The sequence below is a fragment of the Actinopolymorpha sp. B17G11 genome (genome assembly GCF_040196095.1).
GTDB lineage: Bacteria > Actinomycetota > Actinomycetes > Propionibacteriales > Actinopolymorphaceae > Thermasporomyces.
In genome coordinates this window covers 225,347-243,864 of the sequence record NZ_JBEFTW010000005.1, presented here as the reverse complement: position 1 = coordinate 243,864, position 18,518 = coordinate 225,347, and the positions used below count along the sequence as shown (strand labels likewise).

Sequence of the window (18,518 nt, the reverse complement as noted above, 5' to 3'; positions counted from 1 at the left end):
CCGAGTCCATCCATCCATCCGATTGCGCAAGGTCCGTACCCGAACAGGAGACACCTGATGAAACCGACAAGGACGATCTTCGCGGCCCTCGCGGTCAGCGTCCTCGCACTCGCCGGGTGCGGTGGCGGCGGCGATCCGCTGGCGGAGGAGACGGCCGAGGCGCCCAACGGCTCCGATGCACCTGCCGACACGATCACCGTCGGCTCGGCCAACTTCCCCGAGGCGGTCCTGCTCGGCGAGATCTACGCCGGCGCCCTGGAAGCCAAGGACGTCAAGGTCGAGAAGAAGCTCAACATCGGCGCCCGCGAGGCCTACATCAAGGGCCTCGAGGACGGTTCGATCGACCTCGTGCCGGAATACACCGGCGTGCTGCTGCAGTACTTCGACGAGGAGGCGACGGCCGCCAAGCCGGACGAGGTCTACACGGCCCTGCAGTCTGCCGTGCCGAGTGACCTGACCGTCCTGGAGAAGTCGTCCGCGGAGGACAAGGACGCGGTGGTCGTCACACAGGAGACTGCCGACAAGTACAAGCTGAAGTCCATCGGCGACCTTGCACCGCACTCCAAGGACCTGGTGCTCGGCGGACCGCCGGAGTGGAAGACCAGGCCGACCGGCGTGTCCGGGTTGAAGGAGGTCTACGACGTGGAGTTCAAGTCGTTCACATCTCTCGACGTCGCGGGCCCGCTCACGATCGCCGCGCTCAAGGGCGGACGCGTCGACGCGGGCAACCTGTTCACCACCCAGTCCGCGATCGCGCAGAACGACTTCGTGGTCCTCGACGACCCGAAGCTGCTCTTCACCGCACAGAACGTCGTGCCGTTGATCGTCAAGGACAAGGCGTCCGACACGGTGACGGAGGCGTTGAACGGCGTATCGGCCAATCTCGACACGCCGACGCTGCGCGACCTCGTAGCGAAGGTCGAGGTGGACAAGCAGAACCCCGCCGCCGTTGCCGAGGAGTGGCTCACCCAGAACGGCCTCTCGTAGGCGGCACGCTCCGGGAGGTCTTCGCCCGGGCGGGGCCGGCGGTAAATGACCACGCTGCCCACCCGTGCCGGCGGTAAATGACCACGCTGCCCATGCCTTTGGTCGTTGGACAGGTACCGACACCTGTTCCGGCTTCCACAGGCATGGGCAGCGTGGTCATTTGCGGTTCTGCCCCGCCCCGCACTGCCCTGCCCCGCACCGCTCGGTTCCCGCTTGGGGCCCGCTCACCGGTGCCGCGCTCACCCAGTGCCGCGCTCACCGGCGCCGCACTCACCCGCCGGCGCGCTCACCGAGTGCCCCTCTCACCCGCCGGCGAGCTCGCTGGGTGCCGCTCTCACCCGGAGCCGTACGACACCGCGACGTCGCTCGCTTCGCGGAGCTGAGCGATCCGACCCGCCTCGTCGTCGATGGCCGCCCGCACCTTCGCCGACAGCTTCCCGAACGCCTCGACCGTCACCGTCAACCTCTTCTTGCCCGTACCCCGGACCCGCCACGTCCCGGCAACCTCGCCGTCCACCAGCAGGGCCCCGGGGTTGCCGAGGATCTTCCACAACGCCTTCTGCTGCCCAGGATCCGGCACGAGCAGGTCCCGATCGCGCGACTGCAGGAACGGATCGAGCGCCGGCAACAGTCGGACGTAGGCGGCCCGCGAAGCCTTGCGCAGCAAGGGCAGCTGCTCCTCCGGAAGCCAGGACCGGCGCCCCTCGACGCTCACCTCGGCGAGGCCGTCGGGCCAGACCGTGCGGACCTTCGCCTGTGTCGTACCCAGGTAGCTCGCCGCCTCCGCCGCGGACGCCGGACCGTGCAGTCGCAGGTACGTACGTACGACATCCACCGTCCCAGCGGCCTTGGTCGGCACGCGCGAGCGCCCCTCCAGCGGTACCAACGTCAACGGAGCCCGGTCGGGTACGTGCCGCACCCCCGCCGGCAGCCCGACCAGCTGGAAGATCGACCCGTAGACATGCGTCGATGCGCATGACCGGCAGGCGTAGGCGTACGCTTCCGGCAGGGCCGCCGTCACGCCGGCGCTCACCTCGCCCTTCGGCAGGGCCTTGGTGACGACGGCACGCATCGCCTTCGCGGCAGCCGTGAACGCCTCCAGCCCGGAGATGCCCGCCTGCGCCATCGGCTTCCGGGCGGACGCGAGCCGGGTCATCGCGTCAGCGTCGTCGAGCGGCCAGAGGGCGGCGGTGAGCGCCGGCAGGTCCGTACGCCGATGGAGGTGAGGGGCGCCGCGGAACGACCACAGCAGGGCGTACGTCGTCTCGTCGCTCACCGGGTCGCCAGCAGCGGCCGTGGGTACGAAGGGGAGCCGGGCGGTGAGCGCCAGCCGGGCCGTGCCGAACTGCGAGTCCTGGATGCCAAGATCGAGCACCCCGAGGTCGCGCGGATCCTTGACGTCCCGGGCGAGTCCGTGCGCCGCGACGCGGTACGCCAGCACCTGCCGGCGGTCAACCGTCAGCACCATCGTGACCTCACTCCTCGAGCGGCGTGTCGCGGAACCCACCGAACATCGTCAGCGCATCAAGGTACGGCTCCGGATCGTCGCCGGACCAGTCGAGTTCCCGTGTCTGTGACCGGCTCCGCCGCCCGCCGACGATCCTCAGCAGGTCGAAGGCCGACACCGTGAGGGTGGCACCGGGCTCGCCGACGCCGACCAGCCGGGGCTCACCGTCGACGACCAGCCGCACCGCCGGGCGGCTCGCCTCCCGAGCCTTACGCTCGATCTCCTGCAACGGGCTGACGAGAGCCTCCCGGAGAGCCTCGGCGTCGGGGACGCGGGACGCGCCGACCGCCTGCCGGACGTCCTGCTCGTGCGAGATGACCTCCGCGACGAGAACGCCACCCATCGGGCCGGCGAGGGTCTCGTCCGCGGTCGCCCGGTTCCGCTCCCATTCGGCGAGCGAGTCATCGATGGACTGGTGCCGGCGTTCGCGGACGGTACGTTCGCCGAAGTCGTCTCCCTCGTCGACCGCGAACCTGCCGGCGAGGAAGTCGCCGAGGCACCCGGCGAGGTGCGCCACCAGGTCGCCGATCGTCCAACCCGGGCATGCGCCGACGGGGGTGGTGGGGTCAGCGTCTCGCACGAGGCCGGCGATCCGTGCGCGGCTGGCGTCGTACTGTGCGGCATTGTCCGTCGTCATCGCCTTCTCCTCGGCTCGGATCGACCCTCGCCGGCGGGGAGAGCCTCCCTCGACCGTGTCATCAGAGCGGATGTCATCAGGGCCGGTGTCATCCGGCGAAGGTGTACGCAAACGTGTAGGGCGTGCTCTGATCGCCATGGGTACTGGTGAAGCCGCCCACGCCGGAAATGCCGGCAAGCTCTCCGGTGCCGGAGTCGGTGACCACGGTCCACCGGCCGCCGACATTCGCGCCGTCGAACTCGCCGACGTGCCGAAGGACGAAGGTTCCCGTGCGGCCGGCGACGGTCCCGGTCACCTGCTCATAGCCGGCGTAGGTCCCGGAACCCCAGCCCTCACGCTGGCCGGAGTAATACATCACGTAGTCGGACTCGCTGGTGCCCTCGATGACGCCCTCGAACGTGCTGGTCGTGTACGCATGGGCCAGGCGCGGCCCGGACCTTGCCTCGTCGGGCTGCTTCTCCTCCCAGCTGGTGGTGGTGAACCTGCCGGTACCGCTCGGCTGCGTCGTCATGGTGCGTACTCCGTTCCTCGTCATCTGTCTGCTGGTCCCGTCGGGCCGCCGGCACGTGGGAGGTGCGGGCCCGCGGGTTAGGCTCACTCTGGCCGGTATACCTGTCAGTTCTTGTCATATACCAGGGACGAAACTGTGGTTGATCCGGCGGTCAGGCACCCGGTCAGCGGCCAGCCAGGCGGTCGGGGTTCAGCCAGGCGGTCAGGGTTCAGCCAAGCCGTCGGGGTTCAGCCAAGCCGTCGGGGTTCAGGCGGCAATGCTTCGGCCGGCGAGCCGGGCAGCGGTCAGACAGAGGGTCGCCCCGTCAGACAGAAGTCAACGTCACCGGCGATCTGATCCGGAGGGAGCAACGCGATGAGAGCGAGCCGGTTACTCTCCGTCCTGCTGCTGCTCCAGGGTCGCGGGCGGATGACGGCGCGTGAGCTGGCGAGCGAGCTGGACGTGTCCGTCCGTACCGTCTACCGGGACGTCGAGTCCCTGTCCGCCGCGGGCGTCCCGGTGTACGCCGACCGCGGTCCGGCTGGCGGCTACCAACTGCTCGACGGCTACCGCACCCGGCTGACCGGACTCACCGGTGACGAGGCGGAGTCGCTGTTCGTGGCGGGGATCCCGGAACCGGCCGCCGCGGAACTCGGCCTCGGCAGCGTCCTGGCGGCGGCCCAGCTCAAGATCATGGCCGCCCTGCCGCCGGAGCTGCGGACTCGGGCGGGTCGGATCCGCGAGCGGGTGCATCTCGACGCACCCGGATGGTTCCGCGAGGTGGAGCGCCCCCGGCACCTCACCGGTGTGGCCGACGCGGTGTGGAACCAGCGGGTGATCGAGATCCGGTACGTACGCGCCGGATCGGCGCGCAGGGAGGTGACCCGCACCCTCGAGCCGCATGGTCTGGTCCTCAAGACCGGCGTGTGGTACCTCGCGGCCCGGCCCCACACCGCGCCGCTGGAGGAGGGGACCTCTCATCCAAACGCACCGGCGCAGGGCGCCCCCGATCCAAACCCACCGGCGCAGGGCGCCCCCGATCCAAACCCATCGGCGCAGGGGACCCCTCACGCGAACCTACTGGCGCAGGGGACCCCTCACGCAACGGGGCAGCCCGACCCGCCCGCTCGTGCCGCCGCGGGCATGCGTACGTACCGGATCTCGCGGATCGTTGCGCTCACCACCCGCGACGAGCACTTCGCGCGGGTCGACGACTTCGACCTGGCCACGTACTGGCAGGACTGGTCGGACCAGTACCGCGAGCGGCTCTACCGAGGCGAGGCGGTCGTCCGGTTCTCGGAGCGTGGCCTGTTCCTGCTCGGCTACTACCTGGGCCCGGTGGCGGCACGGGCGGCACGGGCGAATGCCGGACCGCCCGACGCCGAGGGATGGGTACGCACGGTGATCCCGATCGAGTCGCTCACCCACGCGCGACATGAGCTGCTGCAGTTCGGCGTCGACGCCGAGGTCCTCGAGCCGGCCGAGCTGCGTACCCTCCTCGCCGAAACCGCCCAAGCAGTCGCCCTCCTCTACGCCTGATCCGGTATCCGACCCGCCGGCAGCCGAGGGGTGGCGGGGAGCTGGAGGTTGTCAGTGAACTGACAACCCGCGCCACGGGACACCTGTTGCGCAACGGGGCAGTGCGCGGGATGCAGGGGTCCACTAGCGCCGCAGACCGCGACCGAGGCGATCGACGGCCTCGACCAAGACCTCGTCCCGCTTGCAGAACGCCCACCGCACCAGGGGACGCCCGGCGGTCTTGTCGTCGTAGAACACCTCGTGCGGGATCGCCACCACCCCGCACCGCTCGGGCAACATCCGGCAGAACTCGACCCCGTCGTCGTACCCGAGCGACCGCACGTCGGTGGTCAGGAAGTACGTGCCCTGCGGTACGAACACCTCGAACCCCACGTCGGCCAGCCCAGCGCAGAGCAGGTTTCGCTTTGCCTGCAAGGAGTCTCGCAGTTCGACATAGTACGAATCGTCCAGCGCCAAGGCCGTCGCCACCGCCGGCTGGAACGGCCCACCCGACACGTAGGTGAGGAACTGTTTCGCCGTCTTGACCGCATCCACCAGCTCGGGCGTCGCGCACACCCAACCGATCTTCCATCCGGTGACGGCGAACGTCTTGCCCGCACTGGAGATCGTGACCGTCCGCTCGCGCATGCCAGGGTACGAAGCGAGCGGGACATGCGGAGCACCGTCGTACGCCAGATGTTCGTAGACCTCGTCGGTGATCACCAGCAGGTCGCGCTCACACGCCAGGGCCGCCACCGCGGAGAGCTCGTTCGGCGTGAGCACCGTGCCGGTCGGGTTGTGCGGCGTGTTGACCAGCAGCACCTTGGTCCGCGGGCCGACGGCCGCCCGTAGGGCGTCTAGGTCGAGCCGGAACTCAGGCGGCCGCAGCGTCACCGGCACCCGCTGCCCGCCGGCCATCGCGATGCAGGCGGCGTAGGAGTCGTAGTACGGCTCCATCGCGACGACCTCGTCACCCGGTTCGACGAGCGCGAGCAGCGCGGCCGCGATCGCCTCGGTCGCCCCGGCGGTGATGAGTACCTCGGTGTCCGGGTCGTACGACAGGTCGTAGAAACGCTTCTGGTGATCGGTGACCGCCGTCCGGAGTGCGGGAATGCCGATGCCCGGCGGGTACTGGTTGTGCTGGCCCGACCGGATCGCCCCGACCGCCGCCTCCAGCATCGACGAGGGCCCGTCGGTGTCGGGGAACCCCTGGCCGAGATTGATCGCGCCGGTACGTACGGCAAGAGCGGACATCTCAGCGAATATCGTCGTACCGAGGCCGTGCAGCCGGGCAGCCATGCGTGGATGGGTCACGTTCGCTCAGCCTAGGCTGTGTACGTAGCGGACGCGGTGCCGCGGCCGGGGCCGACCAGCGCCGGGCGGTCGGCGCGTCCGAGGTTGGCCGCCGCGGCACCTACCCGATGATGGCAAGGTTGCCCTGCACAGTGAGTGGATCAAGGGTGGATCGAGACCGGCGCGGACGTACGGCGGCGGAGCACATGCCCAGGAGGACATCATGAGCGAGTGGAGCGAGCGCCCACGTGCGCGCGGCGCCCACCGGGCCTCATGCGGGTTCGCGGTGAAGCGAGGACGCGCATGAGTGAGTCGAAGCCACCGGAGGAGCAGCCGGAGCGCCGGGATCCGACGCCCCCGCCGCCGATGCCGTCCTGGCCGGTCAGCGAGAAGGATGCCGCGGCCAGTCCCGTCACCAAGCCGCGGGAGATCAGGATCGCCGTCATCCTGATGTACGTCGGTGCCGCGCTGTCCGTCGCCTCGCTCCTGTCGCTGTTCAGCTCAGGGACGCGACAGCAGATCCGCAGCGAGGCGGAGAAGGCGGTCGAACGGCAGAAGGGCACGCCCGAACAGGCCGAGGCGCTGGCCAACAACACGTTCACGTTCATCATCGTGCTCGGCATCATCATGATCGCGCTCTGGATCTTCCTCGCGCTGATGAACGACCGGGGCAAGAACTGGGCCCGCCTGACCGCCAGCATCCTCGCCGTGGCCAACGTGTTCTTCAACCTGCAGGGGCTGTCCTTCGTCGGCTTGGCGCTGGTCGTCGTCGGTATCGCGGCCGTCGTCCTGCTCTGGCTGCCGGCGTCCCGACCATGGTTCGACGGGTCCCGGAAGGTATCGGCGTAGACGGTCAGGCGGTGCCGGTGAGTCGACCGGACAACCCGCAGGGCAGGCGGCTCCTCCTGGAATTGGCCATCTAGGCTGCCTCCTCATGCCGACCGCCCTGATCACCGGACCTACCTCAGGTATCGGCCGAGCCTACGCAGATGCCCTCGCCCGCCGCGGCTACGACCTCGTGCTGGTGGCTCGCGACGTCGCCCGGCTCGGCTCCGTCGCCGAGACGCTCAGCACCGCACACGGGATCAGCTGCGAGATCCTGCCCGCCGACCTCGCCGACGCCGCTGCTCTGCGTACGGTCGAGGAGCGCCTGTCCGTTGGCGAGCCCGCCATCGACCTGCTCGTCAACAATGCCGGCTTCACCCTCGCCAGCACCATCGTCGCCGGCCCGGTCGAGGACGAGGAGCGGCTGCTCGACGTCCACGTCCGGGCCGTGCTGCGGCTCACGATGGCGGCCCTCCCGGGAATGGTCGAGCGGCGGACCGGCGCGGTGGTCAACATCTCCAGCATCGCCAGCTTCGTGCCGTACGGCACGTACGGCGCGGTGAAAGCGTGGGTGACGAGCTTCAGTGAAGGGCTCGCGGCTGAGCTCATCGGCACCGGCGTCCGGGTGCTTGCCGTGTGTCCGGGCTACGTCCGTACGGAGTTCCATGACCGCTCCGGCGTGCGGGTGCACGGCCTGCCCGGCTGGATGTGGCTCCAGCCGGAGGAGATCGTGGAGCCGACGCTGCGGCATCTGGAGGCCGGGCGTACGTCACCGGTGCTGATCCCGACGCTGCGCTACCGGGTGCTGGCGACGGCGAGCCGCCACAGCCCACGCCTCCTGGTACGCCGGTTCGCTCGTGCGCTGCGGATGCGCCGCCGGTAGAACCGCCCGGTGGGTGCCGCAGGTGGGATGCGGCGGGAATCCGCACGGGAACGCCGCCCGTACGAACCACAGAGGCGCGCGACGCGTAGGGGCCTGTAAGAGATGGGTGGCGCGAACCGTCCGGCAAGGTCGGGCGCGAAGACCGCCAGGGCGTACTGCGGGAACGGGAAGCGCCACCTGGGTCGTTCCACCCATGATCATGAAAGGTAACGGGCCTATGGAGCCACGAATCCTTCATGATCACGAACATGATCATGGGGCAGGCGCGAGTGGGAGCGGGGCTGGGCGTGATGGGCGAACGCAAGCGGGACGCCCCGCAAGATCGGCCGCCGGCTTTCAGACAAACCCATTACGCACCACCCAGGCAGGACCAGTACGACGCCGCAGGGCCGAACGCCGTCACACAGCAACACCAAGTCGCACCGCAACGCCAGGTCGCACCGCAACACCAGGTCGCACCGCAACGCCAGGTCGCGCGGGAATACCGGGGCGCGCGGGAATACCGGGGCGAGGGCGCGAGCCAGTATGAGGGTCGAGCCATCTGGCAGGACCGGCGGAGCAGTGCGACCCGGCAGGGCCGGCGCGCGGCCGCGCTCGCGATCGTTCTCGCAGTCCTCACCGGGATCGTCGCTTTCGCCTGGGCCGCTGATCGTTGGTTCGGTGTGAGTGGCGCCTTCGGGCCGATCCCCGGTCTGAGCGTCGACGAGCCGGGGCCCCGACCGGGTTTCGCCCTCCCGTTCGCCTGCGGCCAGCGGTGGCGGCTCAGCACATATCGCGGGCACAATCCCGACGACGCGAAGATCGACATGTTCCGCATGGACGGGGCCACCCAGGGCGCCGTTGTCCGCGCCTCCGCCTCCGGCGAGGTGCGCCAGCTGGTCCGCCCGGGCGGAGTGAAGATCGACCACGGCGGCCGGTGGTACACGCTGTACCTGCACATGGACGACATCTCCGTCAGCCCCGGCGACGACGTGAGCCGGGGGCAGCCGATCGGGCGAGTGGGTGCGGTGGGCACGCAGGCCGCACACCTGCACTACGAACAACTCTTCGACGAGAACGGCGACGGCAACGCGCGTCCGCCCGAGATCGTCCCGCCCGTCATCCAGGGCGCGGCTCGCCGACTCTCACCCGACGGACCGTTCCCGGTCGTACGCAGCACGAACGGCTGCTGACCACGCGGGCCATCACTGGTCTCGCAGCGCCTCGATGCGCCGTTCCACCCCCGGCACAGCTGCACTCGCACCACTCCCGGACGCCGCCGCGCCGCTCACCTGGCTCGCTCTGCGACGCCGGGCGACCATGATCATGCGCGGGAAGTCGGGGCGTTCTGCGGCAGAAAACACGCGATACGCCGCGCATGATCATGGACGAGGCCCCTCGGCCCTCTAAGCTTCCTGGTCGTGTCCACTGCGTCCCGCCCCCACGCTTCCGAAGCCGTCCCTCACCACCCCGGCCCGGGGTCCGGTCCTGGTACCGACCCTGACCAGCGCGCACCCGGCTCAGATCCCGACGGTGACCGCGACCGGCTCCTCGCACTGATCAAGGCCCGCGCGATCGTCCACGAGCGGGTGGTCCTGTCCTCCGGTCGTACTGCCGACTACTACGTCGACCTCCGCCGGATCACCCTTGACGGCGCCGCCGCCCCGCTCGTCGGCCGGCAGATGCGCCACCTCACCGACGACCTCGACTACGACGCGGTAGGGGGCCTCACCCTGGGCGCGGACCCGGTGGCCACCGCCATGCTGCACGCCGCCGCAGCCGAGGACCGTCGGCTCGACGCGTTCGTCGTACGCAAGTCCGAGAAGCAGCACGGCCTTCAGCGCCGGATCGAAGGCCCCGACGTCGCCGGGCGGCGCGTCCTCGCGGTCGAGGACACGTCCACGACCGGCAACTCCGTCCTCACCGCCGTCGAGGCACTCCGAGAGGCCGGCGCCGAGGTGGTCGCGGTCGCCGTCATCGTCGACCGCGACACCGGCGCGCGCCAGCGGGTCGAGGAGGCCGGACTCGAGTACCGGTACCTCTATGGCCTCACCGACCTCGGCCTGACCACCGACCGACGCTGACCGGCCCGCCAGCACTGACCGGCTCACGAGCGCGGATCGGCGATCGCCGGAGCCGCAACGGGAGGCCCGCATGCAGATCGAGTCCGCCCTCATCGTCGTGCTGTTCGCCGCCGTTGCCGGCACCTTCTGGTACCTGCGCTGGAAGGCCGACCAGGAGCGCATGAGGGCCATGCAGAAGCTCGCCGCCGACCACGGCTGGACCTGGTACGAAGAGGACTCGCGGTTCGTCCGCGACGACAGCGGCACGCCGTTCGGGCAGGGCCGGTCGCGACGCGCGGAGAACGTCCTTGTCGGCACCCATCGTGGCCGGCAGATCGTGGCGTACGACTACGAGTACAAAACCGACTCAGGCAGCGGCAACAACCGGAGCACCAAGACCCACGAGTACGCCATCTGGCTGGTGACGCTGCCGCACCGGCTCCCCGACCTCGAGGTACGGCCGGAAGGCATCTTCGGCGGCCGCGTCGCCGGCGCGCTCGGGTTCGGCGACCTGGAGCTGGAGAGTGAGGCATTCAACCAGGCGTACCGGGTCGACTGCGACGACAAGCGCTACGGCACGGCCATGCTCCACCCCAGGATGATGGAGCTGCTGCTCACCGCCGCCGCGTCAGGCGGGGTCAGCTGGCGGATCGAGAGCGACGTCCTGGTCTGCTGGGAGCAGGATCGCGCCGATCCGGCGTCGATCGTGGCGCGCCTCGACCTGCTCGCCGACATCATCGAGCTGGTGCCCTCCTTCGTGTGGAAGGACTTCGGCTCCACCTGACCGGGCGCGGATCCCTGGGGCCGCGGGTCGGCAGGGGTGATGGCCTCGGGCGAGTGTGGGGGCGGCGCTCGAAGCCGGACGGGCGAGGTCGACGCTCCATGGGAATGGACGGAACACAGCGTGACCGCACCACTGCCCGTACGCCACAGAACGTCCGCCAGCGGGCACTAGTATCCGCAGGTGCCAGCCAGTCGAGCAGCAGAGGATTCCTCGTGATCTGGATCATCGTCGCCGTCGCCGTGGTCGGGTTGCTCGTGATCAGCGGCATCGTTTCGTACAACCGCTTCATCAGCCAACGCAACCTCGTCCAGGAGTCGTGGCGACAGGTCGACGTCGAGCTGCACCGGCGCTACGACCTCGTTCCCAACCTCGTCGAGACCGTGAAGGCCTACGCCGCCCACGAGCGAGCGATCTTCGAGGAGGTGGCCCGACTCCGCAATGCCGCCGTCGCCGGGGATGCCGGTCTCGTCGACAGGGCCCAGCAGGAGTCGGCGCTGTCGGGCGCGTTGCGCCAACTGTTCGCCGTGGTCGAGAACTATCCGGTGCTCAAGGCCGACCAGAACTTCCTCGGCCTCCAGCAGCAGCTCGCCGAAACCGAGGACCGCATCGCGGCCGGCCGGCGGTTCTACAACGCCAACGTGCGGGGCTACAACACCCGGGTCGAGGCATTCCCGTCCAACCTCGTCGCGGCGCAGTTCCGGTTCGCGAAGGCGGAGTACTTCGAGGTCGAGGAGGCACAGGTCCGAGCGGCACCCGCGATCGACTTCGGCGGCTCCACCGCGTCCGGGGGTGCGGCGGGGTCTGGCCAGACGGCCGTCCCCGGAGCGCCGGGAACGACGCCGCCCCAGATGGGCCCGGGTCCCGGCTCCGGCGCCACGCCAGGAAGCCAGCCCACGTAGCCCGGCGGCCAGCCCACGTAGCCCCGCGGCCAGCCCACGTAGCCCCGCGGCCAACTCTCATCACGCACAGAGGCGTACGGAAGCCAACCGCCCGACGAAACCCTCAGCGGCGGTCGTGGAGCGAGGATGCCGGAGCCTCGCCGCTCTCCGATTTCGCGTTCTCTCGCCGGTTGTGGCTCCACGCCCGGAGGAACTCGACCCCGATCGGGATCACCGACACGAAGACGATCAGGATCAGCATCGCCTCGATGTTGTCCCGGACGAACGCGATCTGGCCCAGGAAGTATCCGAGCACCGTCACCCCGGCCCCCCACAGGATCCCGCCCACCGTGGTGTAGATGGCGTACCGGCGGAAGTCCATCCGGCCCACGCCGGCAATGACGGTGATGAAGGTCCGCACGATGGGAACGAATCGCGCCAACACGATCGCCCGGGCGCCGTAGCGCTCGAAGAACGCGTGCGTCTTGTCGACGTACTCCCTCTTGAACAGTCGCGAGTCGGGCCGGCTGAAGATCGCCGGCCCCGCGCGGTAGCCGATGCCGTAGCCGACCAGGTTGCCGGCGCAGGCGGAGATGACGATCAGGACGCACACCAGCCACAACGGTGCATCGATCGAGCCGGTGGCGACCAGCAGGCCCGCCGTGAAGAGCAGGGAGTCACCGGGAAGGAAGAAGCCGATCAGCAGTCCGCACTCGGCGAACACGATGATCAGGACGCCGATCAGGGCGTAGGGCCCCAGCGAGTCGAGGATGTGTTGGGCATCGAGCCAGTCAGGGAGCAGAGCGAGATTCGTCGTCGACACCTGGCGAGCCTATCGGTGGCGCCTGTCCGGAGCCGCCCGCTCGGGGCATCTCGCCGCGTCGCGGCAGCCCTGGTCCAGGATGGGCAGGTGAGCTGTGAACATGACCCCGCTGCCGACGGCGGAGGACCGGCGGAGGCCCGTTCCATGATCATGAAGCCGGACGGGGCCATGGAGCCGCCCAGCCTTCATGATCACGATCATGATCACGGGGCTCAGGCGGGTGTGGAGGACGACCTCCGCCTCGAGGTGGGTGTGGGACCGTGGCAGGGGGAGCGGCCGAGTGACCCGCGCTACGACCCCGACCTGCTCACCCATGGCGATCGGCGCAACGTCGTCGACCGGTACCGCTACTGGCGTCGGGAGGCCGTGGTCGCCGACCTCGACGCGCGCCGGAACGACTTCCACGTCGCGATCGAGAACTGGCAGCACGACCTCAACATCGGCTCGGTCGTACGTACGGCAAACGCATTCCTGGCGCGGGAAGTGCACATCGTGGGGCGGCGGCGGTGGAACCGCCGGGGAGCGATGGTGACCGATCGTTACCAGCACGTCCGCCACCACCCCGACCCGGCCACGCTGGCAGCCTGGGCGCACGAGCAGGACCTGAGCGTCCTGGGTGTCGACAACCTGCCGGGCGCTGTGCCGCTGGAGACGTACGACCTGCCGCGCGCCTCCGTCCTGCTCTTCGGCCAGGAAGGCCCAGGTCTCTCGCCCGATGCCCGGGCTGCCTGCGACGCCGTACTCTCCATCGCGCAGTACGGCTCCACCCGGTCCATCAACGCCGGTGCCGCAGCGGCGATCGCGATGCACGCATGGATCCGGCGTCATGCGTTCGACCAGAAACCGTGATCATGATCGTGATCGTGAAGGTTTTCCGGCGTATGGGCGACTTTCCTTCATGATCATGGAAGACGGGAGAGCCCGACGCTAGATCTCGTCGAGCAGGTCGGCGACGGAGTCGACCACCCGCGAGGGGCGGTACGGAAAGCGCTCGATCTCCTCGCGCCGCGTCACCCCGCTGAGGACGAGCACGGTACGCAGGCCCGCCTCTACCCCCGAGATGACGTCGGTGTCCATCCGGTCACCGATCATCGCCGTCGTCTCCGAGTGCGCCTCGAGCCGGTTGAGCGCGCTGCGCATCATCAGCGGGTTGGGCTTGCCGACGAAGTACGGATCGGCACCGGTGGCCTTCGTCATGAGTGCCGCCACCGCGCCGCAGGCCGGCAGCACGCCGGCCGGTGACGGTCCCACCGGGTCGGGGTTGGTGGCGATGAACCGCGCTCCATCCTTGATCAGCCGGATGGCCGTCGTGATGGTCGAGAAACTGTAGGTCCGGGTCTCGCCGAGCACGACGTAGTCGGGGTTGCGATCGGTCAGCACGTAGCCGATCCCGTGCAGGGCGGTGGTGAGTCCCGCCTCGCCGATGACGAACGCCGTACCTCCCGGCGACTGGTCCTCGAGAAACCTCGCTGTCGCCAGCGCCGAGGTCCAGATCGCCTCTTCGGGAACGTCCAAACCAGCCGTGCGAAGCCGGGCGCGCAGATCGCGCGGGGTGTAGATGGAGTTGTTGGTGAGGACCAGAAACTTCTTGTCCGACTCCCGTAGCCGCCGGACGAACTCGGCGGCGCCGGGGACCGGTTGGCCCTCGTGGACGAGTACGCCGTCCATGTCGGCCAGCCAGCACTCGATCGCCCTGCGTTCCGACACCCGCCAACCTCCGTACCGTGGCCGCGCCGCGCAGTGTCAACTCGGCAACCACCGTGCCGCACAACGCCCAGGGCTGCCACCGTAGCCGTTCGCCTCGGCCGGCACCCTGGCGGCGCCGTTCGCCAGCGGCGGCGGCGCCAACCTCAGCGGCTGGCACGAGCGGATCCGCCTCCGAATTCGCTCGTGCCAGCCCACCGGGCCGGCGGACGTCCCCCGAGTGTCGACCAGGCGGGCCGGAAAGCTGACGCGGCAACCAACCTCGCGATCAGCGGTCACCCCCCTCCTGTGACCGCTGACCCGTGAGGTCGTGCCGGGTGCATTCCGGCGCCGTGGACGCCTGGCGCACATGTCCGCCGCTCTACCCGGGTACTGCGACCGTCGGTGGAACGCCAAGGGCGCAAGGGTGTTTCGGGCCGAGGAAAGCCCGCCTTGACACCCACCTCTGGACGCAGCCGGGTGGCTGTGGTTCACCGGCCCGCCGGGACGGACCGTTGCAGGGATGAGACTAACGCGCACAGTAGTCATATCGAAACCCAGGGTGTCCGAATTCTTCGACAGCACCCCGGCGGGCCCGCGAAGCCTCGATCGGCAGAGAACGCACCAGCGGCACGAATCACCACAATCGTGCAGACGATCGAGACGATCGTTCGCCGGCGTCGAATCCCACGCTTCCCGAACCCGTGTTGCGCCGAGTGCGTCGCCGGCCTGCTCATCACCGGTGCCAGCCGGACGAGGAGTCGGATGTCACCACCTCCGCCGGGCGTTCAAGGAAGGTCCCCGCTCGAGCGACCGTGGAAGCGGCGGGTTCGGCAGGGTCGGGTCGGCGGCGATGCGGCGGGCGACGTCGGCCCACTGGGCAACGTCGATCTGCCCCGCCGCGGCCGTCGGCGGGAGCGAGGCGAGGGAGAGCAGACCGTTCACCCGTTTCTTCGGGACGACCGTGGCCAGGACCTCCCGGGTCGTACGACGAGGGTCCCGGTAGGCAGCCGCCAGCACACCGTGCAAGGCGCCGGCGACCGGTCGCCGCGCCATGCCTGGCCGCCTGCGTACCTCGAGATGCGCGCCGTCCACCGCCGGCGCGGGTGAGAAGGCCGCCGTCGGGATCTTGCGGACAATCCGGAGCTCGAACCGCCCACCCCACCAGGCCGTCTCGAGGTCACGCGGAATCCGCCTGGTCATGCGCTTCGCGAACCCCCACTCCACCACCAGGTCCGCCGCGTCGATGGCGGTCTGAGCGGGATCGAGAAGTCGGCGGAACAAGCCGGTCGACAGTGCGTACGGGATCGAGGCCACCACCTGGAATGCCTTCCTGGGAAGGGGGACCACCCGCAGGTCGGCTTCGACGACGCGGACGTTCGGGCAGTCGCCGAACCTCTTGTGGAGGCGGGCCACGAAGCCGGCCTCGCGTTCGATGGCGAGCACCCGGGCTCCCGTCTCGGCCAACGGAGCGGTCAGCGTGCCCGGGCCGGCGCCGAGGTCGAGCACCAGGTGGTCGGGACCCAATGCCGCCGATGACACCACGCCATCGATGATCGAGCCCGAACGCAGCAGATGGATACCGTGCCAGTTGCTGCCACGCGAACCCGCGTGTCGGTGGGCGCCGGTGGTGCGACTACTCGGCGGGACCCGGTGGGAGCGGCCGGTGTGGTAGGGGCGGGCAGGCATGAAGACCTCCTCGAGTGGCATGCGGACAGGGCATGAAGAAGCCCCACCGAGATCACTCGGGAAGGTCGTACGGAAATGATGTGCGTCAGTCGCCGCGCTCAGCGCGGCGGAGGAATATCACGCACTCCGCGCGGCGTCCTGGACGGCAGCGCGGATGCAGGGTCCGGTCAGACCCTCACCGGGCGTCGGTGAGGCGTTCTGACCGCAGACGAATGAAGAAAGCGCACATCACGCTTTATCGTAACCGGCCCGCGCGTCAGGATCCCCACACCCCAAGCCACCGCGAAGAGGAACGTCAGGTGGCGTCGGTCTGGGTGATCTTGGACAGGCCGCGCGGCGAGTCAGGATCGAGCCCGAGCTGGCGGGCGAGCGCCTCGACGATGAGTTGCCCGGGTACGACGGTGGCGAGCGGGGCCACCGGCTCCGGCAGGTCCGGCCCGGGTACCCACAGCGCGCAGGACTCGGCGAAGGTCGCGTTCCCGCCGATCCCGATGGTGCGGGCCCCACGTTCCCGCAGGTCGACGGCGACCTCGGTGAGCCCGCCCACGACCGGACCGTCAGGTGCCGCCACCACGATCGCCGCCACATCCGCGTCGACGACCGCGATCGGGCCGTGCCGGAGGTCGGCGTACGACAGTCCACGCACCGGCCGCAGACAGGTCTCCTCCAGTTTGAGCGCGACCTCGAGCGCGGTGCCGAAGAGCAGGCCGCGACCGGAGACCAGCGTCTCCGCGGACGAGACCAGCGACTTGGCGGCCTCGTCGACGCCGGTACGCAGCTCGACCAGCCGGGCCATCTCGCCCGGCACCCGTGCCAGATGTGCGTCGAGCGCCGTGGGATCGGGCGCGAGCGCGGTCGCGAGCACCGCCATCGCGGCGAGCTGCGTCGTGTAGGTCTTGGTCGCCGGGACGGCGCGTTCCTCGCCGGCATGTGTCTCGAGGGTCAGGTCGGCAGCCCGCGCGAGAGCGCTCCCTCCCTCGTTCGTCACCGCGACGGTCCGGGCGCCGCGGGAGGTCGCCCATTCCAGGGTCTCGACGATCTCCCGGGTCTCGCCCGACTGGGAGACGCACACGACGAGGGCGTCGGTGAGGTCGACCTCGGCGTGGTAATGGGTGGCGACACTCGGCGCCGCGAGGCCGGCCATCCGGTGGGCGTGGATCTCGACGAGGTACCGCCCGTAGACACAGGCGTTGTCCGACGATCCACGCGCGACGAACAGGATGTGCCGCGTCCCCGCGGCAAGCCGGGCCAGGTCGCCCCGGAGCGGACGCAGGACGTCCAGGGTGCGCGCGACGGCGTCCGGCTGCTCGCCGATCTCCCGGGCCATCTGGGTGGTCATACCAACGCCTTTCGAGTGGTCCGGCATCCCTCGCGTGACAAGATGCGTCCGTACATGCCTGGGCGGACGATAACCGGGCACACTTCTCGGAGCGAGGACGCCCCGGCGACAGCGGACTGCCGGCAGCTGCCGGCGACCAGTGCCGGGTGGCAGTGCCGGGTGGCAGGGCCGGCTGGCGGCCTCGGGTGGCAGCGCCGGGTGGCAGCGCCGGGTGGCAGGGCCGGGTGACAGGGCCGGCTGGCGGCCTCGGGTGGCAGCGCCGGCTGGAAACGCCGGGGGCACCCTGATCGACGAGCCGGGCAGCCGGCAGGAGGAGTCAACCGTGGGTGACCGGCCGCGCGTCGTCACCGACGGGCCCGTGCCCAAGCATCTCCAGCTCCGGCACATCCTCGAAACGCTCATCACCGAAGACCTCACCTCCGACGCACCGATCCCGTCCGAGCGTGAGCTGATGGCCAGCTACCACGTCTCCCGGCTGACGGTGCGCGAAGCGATCGGGCAGCTGGTGGCGGAGGGTCGGCTCTATCGCGTACGCGGGAAGGGGACGTTCGTCGCGGCACCCCGGGTCGACTCCATGCTGGAGCTCACGTCGTTCACCGAGGACATGCGCCGACGCGGCCATGAACCCTCGACGGTCGTGCTCCGCTCGGTCGAGCTCGTCCCGCCGGTCGCGATCCGCCAGGCGCTCGGGCTGTCGGCGAGCCAGCAGGCGTACCGGATCGAGCGGCTGCGGATCGCCGACGGCATCCCGATGGCCTTGGAGAACGGGTGGTACGTCGCGGAACCGGCACCCGGGTTGCTCGACCGGGACCTGTCGGAGTCGCTGTACGGCATCCTGGCTCGTTCGTACGGCGTGGTGATCGACGCGGCCAAGCAGACCCTGCGGTCGGAGATCGCCGACGCCCAGACCGCACGGATCCTGGGGGTGGCGGCCGGGTCGCCGCTGCTGGTGCTGGATCGTACGTCGACCGCCGGCGGGCGACCGGTCGAGCGGATCACGTCGTGGTACCGCGGTGATCGCTACCAGGTCCACATCGACCTCGCCCGGGCGAGTGACGCCGGCCAGGTGCCCTGGCTGCGCCCGCGCTGAGCGTGCCGCCGGTATGAGCGGTGCTCGACCATGAGCCGTGGCCGACCATG

At 69.8% G+C, this 18,518-nt stretch carries 18 protein-coding genes; 10 read left to right on the top strand and 8 right to left on the bottom strand.

The window, feature by feature from the left end:
- The first annotated feature begins 57 nt into the window (after positions 1-57).
- Positions 58-987, top strand: coding sequence for an ABC transporter substrate-binding protein (locus ABN028_RS08295; protein WP_349328267.1), 930 nt, complete (start codon positions 58-60; stop codon positions 985-987).
- A 334-nt stretch (positions 988-1,321) separates the two neighbouring features.
- Here the strand turns inward: ABN028_RS08295 and ABN028_RS08290 are convergent, their stop codons facing one another.
- The 3 genes from ABN028_RS08290 to ABN028_RS08280 form a co-directional block, all read right to left on the bottom strand.
- Positions 1,322-2,455, bottom strand: a complete 1,134-nt coding sequence (locus ABN028_RS08290; RefSeq protein WP_349696178.1) for a winged helix DNA-binding domain-containing protein — start codon at positions 2,453-2,455, stop codon at positions 1,322-1,324.
- A 7-nt stretch (positions 2,456-2,462) separates the two neighbouring features.
- Positions 2,463-3,131 carry a maleylpyruvate isomerase family mycothiol-dependent enzyme gene (locus tag ABN028_RS08285; RefSeq protein ID WP_349696177.1) on the bottom strand — a complete coding sequence of 223 codons (669 nt, stop codon included), beginning with the start codon at positions 3,129-3,131 and terminating at the stop codon, positions 2,463-2,465.
- A gap of 88 nt (positions 3,132-3,219) precedes the next feature.
- On the bottom strand, positions 3,220-3,642 hold the full coding sequence (locus tag ABN028_RS08280; RefSeq protein ID WP_349696176.1) for a DUF3224 domain-containing protein: 423 nt from the start codon (positions 3,640-3,642) through the stop codon (positions 3,220-3,222).
- Between the two features lie 354 nt (positions 3,643-3,996).
- Here ABN028_RS08280 and ABN028_RS08275 point away from each other — a divergent pair, with 354 nt between their 5' ends.
- Complete coding sequence (locus tag ABN028_RS08275; RefSeq protein ID WP_349696175.1) at positions 3,997-5,160, top strand: helix-turn-helix transcriptional regulator; 1,164 nt, start codon at positions 3,997-3,999, stop codon at positions 5,158-5,160.
- 123 nt (positions 5,161-5,283) lie between these two features.
- Here the strand turns inward: ABN028_RS08275 and ABN028_RS08270 are convergent, their stop codons facing one another.
- A complete protein-coding gene (locus ABN028_RS08270) occupies positions 5,284-6,453 on the bottom strand; it encodes a pyridoxal phosphate-dependent aminotransferase (RefSeq protein ID WP_502879171.1) in 1,170 nt (389 codons plus the stop codon).
- A 282-nt stretch (positions 6,454-6,735) separates the two neighbouring features.
- Here ABN028_RS08270 and ABN028_RS08265 point away from each other — a divergent pair, with 282 nt between their 5' ends.
- The 6 genes from ABN028_RS08265 to ABN028_RS08240 all read left to right on the top strand — a co-directional run bounded on the left by ABN028_RS08265 (position 6,736) and on the right by ABN028_RS08240 (position 11,865).
- On the top strand, positions 6,736-7,281 hold the full coding sequence (locus ABN028_RS08265) for a hypothetical protein (RefSeq protein WP_349328272.1): 546 nt from the start codon (positions 6,736-6,738) through the stop codon (positions 7,279-7,281).
- 85 nt (positions 7,282-7,366) lie between these two features.
- On the top strand, positions 7,367-8,140 hold the full coding sequence (locus tag ABN028_RS08260) for an SDR family NAD(P)-dependent oxidoreductase (RefSeq protein ID WP_349696174.1): 774 nt from the start codon (positions 7,367-7,369) through the stop codon (positions 8,138-8,140).
- 236 nt (positions 8,141-8,376) lie between these two features.
- The gene (locus ABN028_RS08255) at positions 8,377-9,312 is read left to right on the top strand and encodes a M23 family metallopeptidase (protein WP_349696173.1); all 936 of its coding nucleotides are present in this window, start codon (positions 8,377-8,379) and stop codon (positions 9,310-9,312) included.
- A 363-nt stretch (positions 9,313-9,675) separates the two neighbouring features.
- The gene (gene pyrE / locus ABN028_RS08250; protein WP_349696204.1) at positions 9,676-10,203 is read left to right on the top strand and encodes an orotate phosphoribosyltransferase; all 528 of its coding nucleotides are present in this window, start codon (positions 9,676-9,678) and stop codon (positions 10,201-10,203) included.
- 70 nt (positions 10,204-10,273) lie between these two features.
- Positions 10,274-10,966, top strand: coding sequence for a hypothetical protein (locus ABN028_RS08245; protein ID WP_349696172.1), 693 nt, complete (start codon positions 10,274-10,276; stop codon positions 10,964-10,966).
- 212 nt (positions 10,967-11,178) lie between these two features.
- The gene (locus tag ABN028_RS08240) at positions 11,179-11,865 is read left to right on the top strand and encodes a LemA family protein (RefSeq protein WP_349328276.1); all 687 of its coding nucleotides are present in this window, start codon (positions 11,179-11,181) and stop codon (positions 11,863-11,865) included.
- A gap of 103 nt (positions 11,866-11,968) precedes the next feature.
- Here the strand turns inward: ABN028_RS08240 and ABN028_RS08235 are convergent, their stop codons facing one another.
- Positions 11,969-12,667 (bottom strand): VTT domain-containing protein, encoded by a 699-nt coding sequence (locus ABN028_RS08235; RefSeq protein WP_349696171.1) that lies wholly within the window; start codon positions 12,665-12,667, stop codon positions 11,969-11,971.
- 87 nt (positions 12,668-12,754) lie between these two features.
- On the opposite strand from ABN028_RS08235, the gene ABN028_RS08230 reads away from it, so the two are divergent.
- Positions 12,755-13,516, top strand: coding sequence for a TrmH family RNA methyltransferase (locus ABN028_RS08230; RefSeq protein ID WP_349696170.1), 762 nt, complete (start codon positions 12,755-12,757; stop codon positions 13,514-13,516).
- Positions 13,517-13,594: 78 nt separating this feature from the next.
- On the opposite strand, the gene ABN028_RS08225 is transcribed toward ABN028_RS08230, so the two are convergent.
- From ABN028_RS08225 to ABN028_RS08215, 3 genes are all read right to left on the bottom strand, one after another.
- Positions 13,595-14,335, bottom strand: coding sequence for an HAD-IIA family hydrolase (locus tag ABN028_RS08225; RefSeq protein ID WP_349696203.1), 741 nt, complete (start codon positions 14,333-14,335; stop codon positions 13,595-13,597).
- Between the two features lie 783 nt (positions 14,336-15,118).
- On the bottom strand, positions 15,119-16,039 hold the full coding sequence (locus ABN028_RS08220; RefSeq protein WP_349696169.1) for a ribosomal RNA small subunit methyltransferase A: 921 nt from the start codon (positions 16,037-16,039) through the stop codon (positions 15,119-15,121).
- A 295-nt stretch (positions 16,040-16,334) separates the two neighbouring features.
- A complete protein-coding gene (locus ABN028_RS08215; protein ID WP_349328280.1) occupies positions 16,335-17,378 on the bottom strand; it encodes an SIS domain-containing protein in 1,044 nt (347 codons plus the stop codon).
- A gap of 322 nt (positions 17,379-17,700) precedes the next feature.
- Between ABN028_RS08215 and ABN028_RS08210 the strand changes: the two genes are divergently transcribed.
- Positions 17,701-18,468, top strand: coding sequence for a GntR family transcriptional regulator (locus ABN028_RS08210; RefSeq protein ID WP_349328281.1), 768 nt, complete (start codon positions 17,701-17,703; stop codon positions 18,466-18,468).
- Positions 18,469-18,518: the final 50 nt, after the last annotated feature.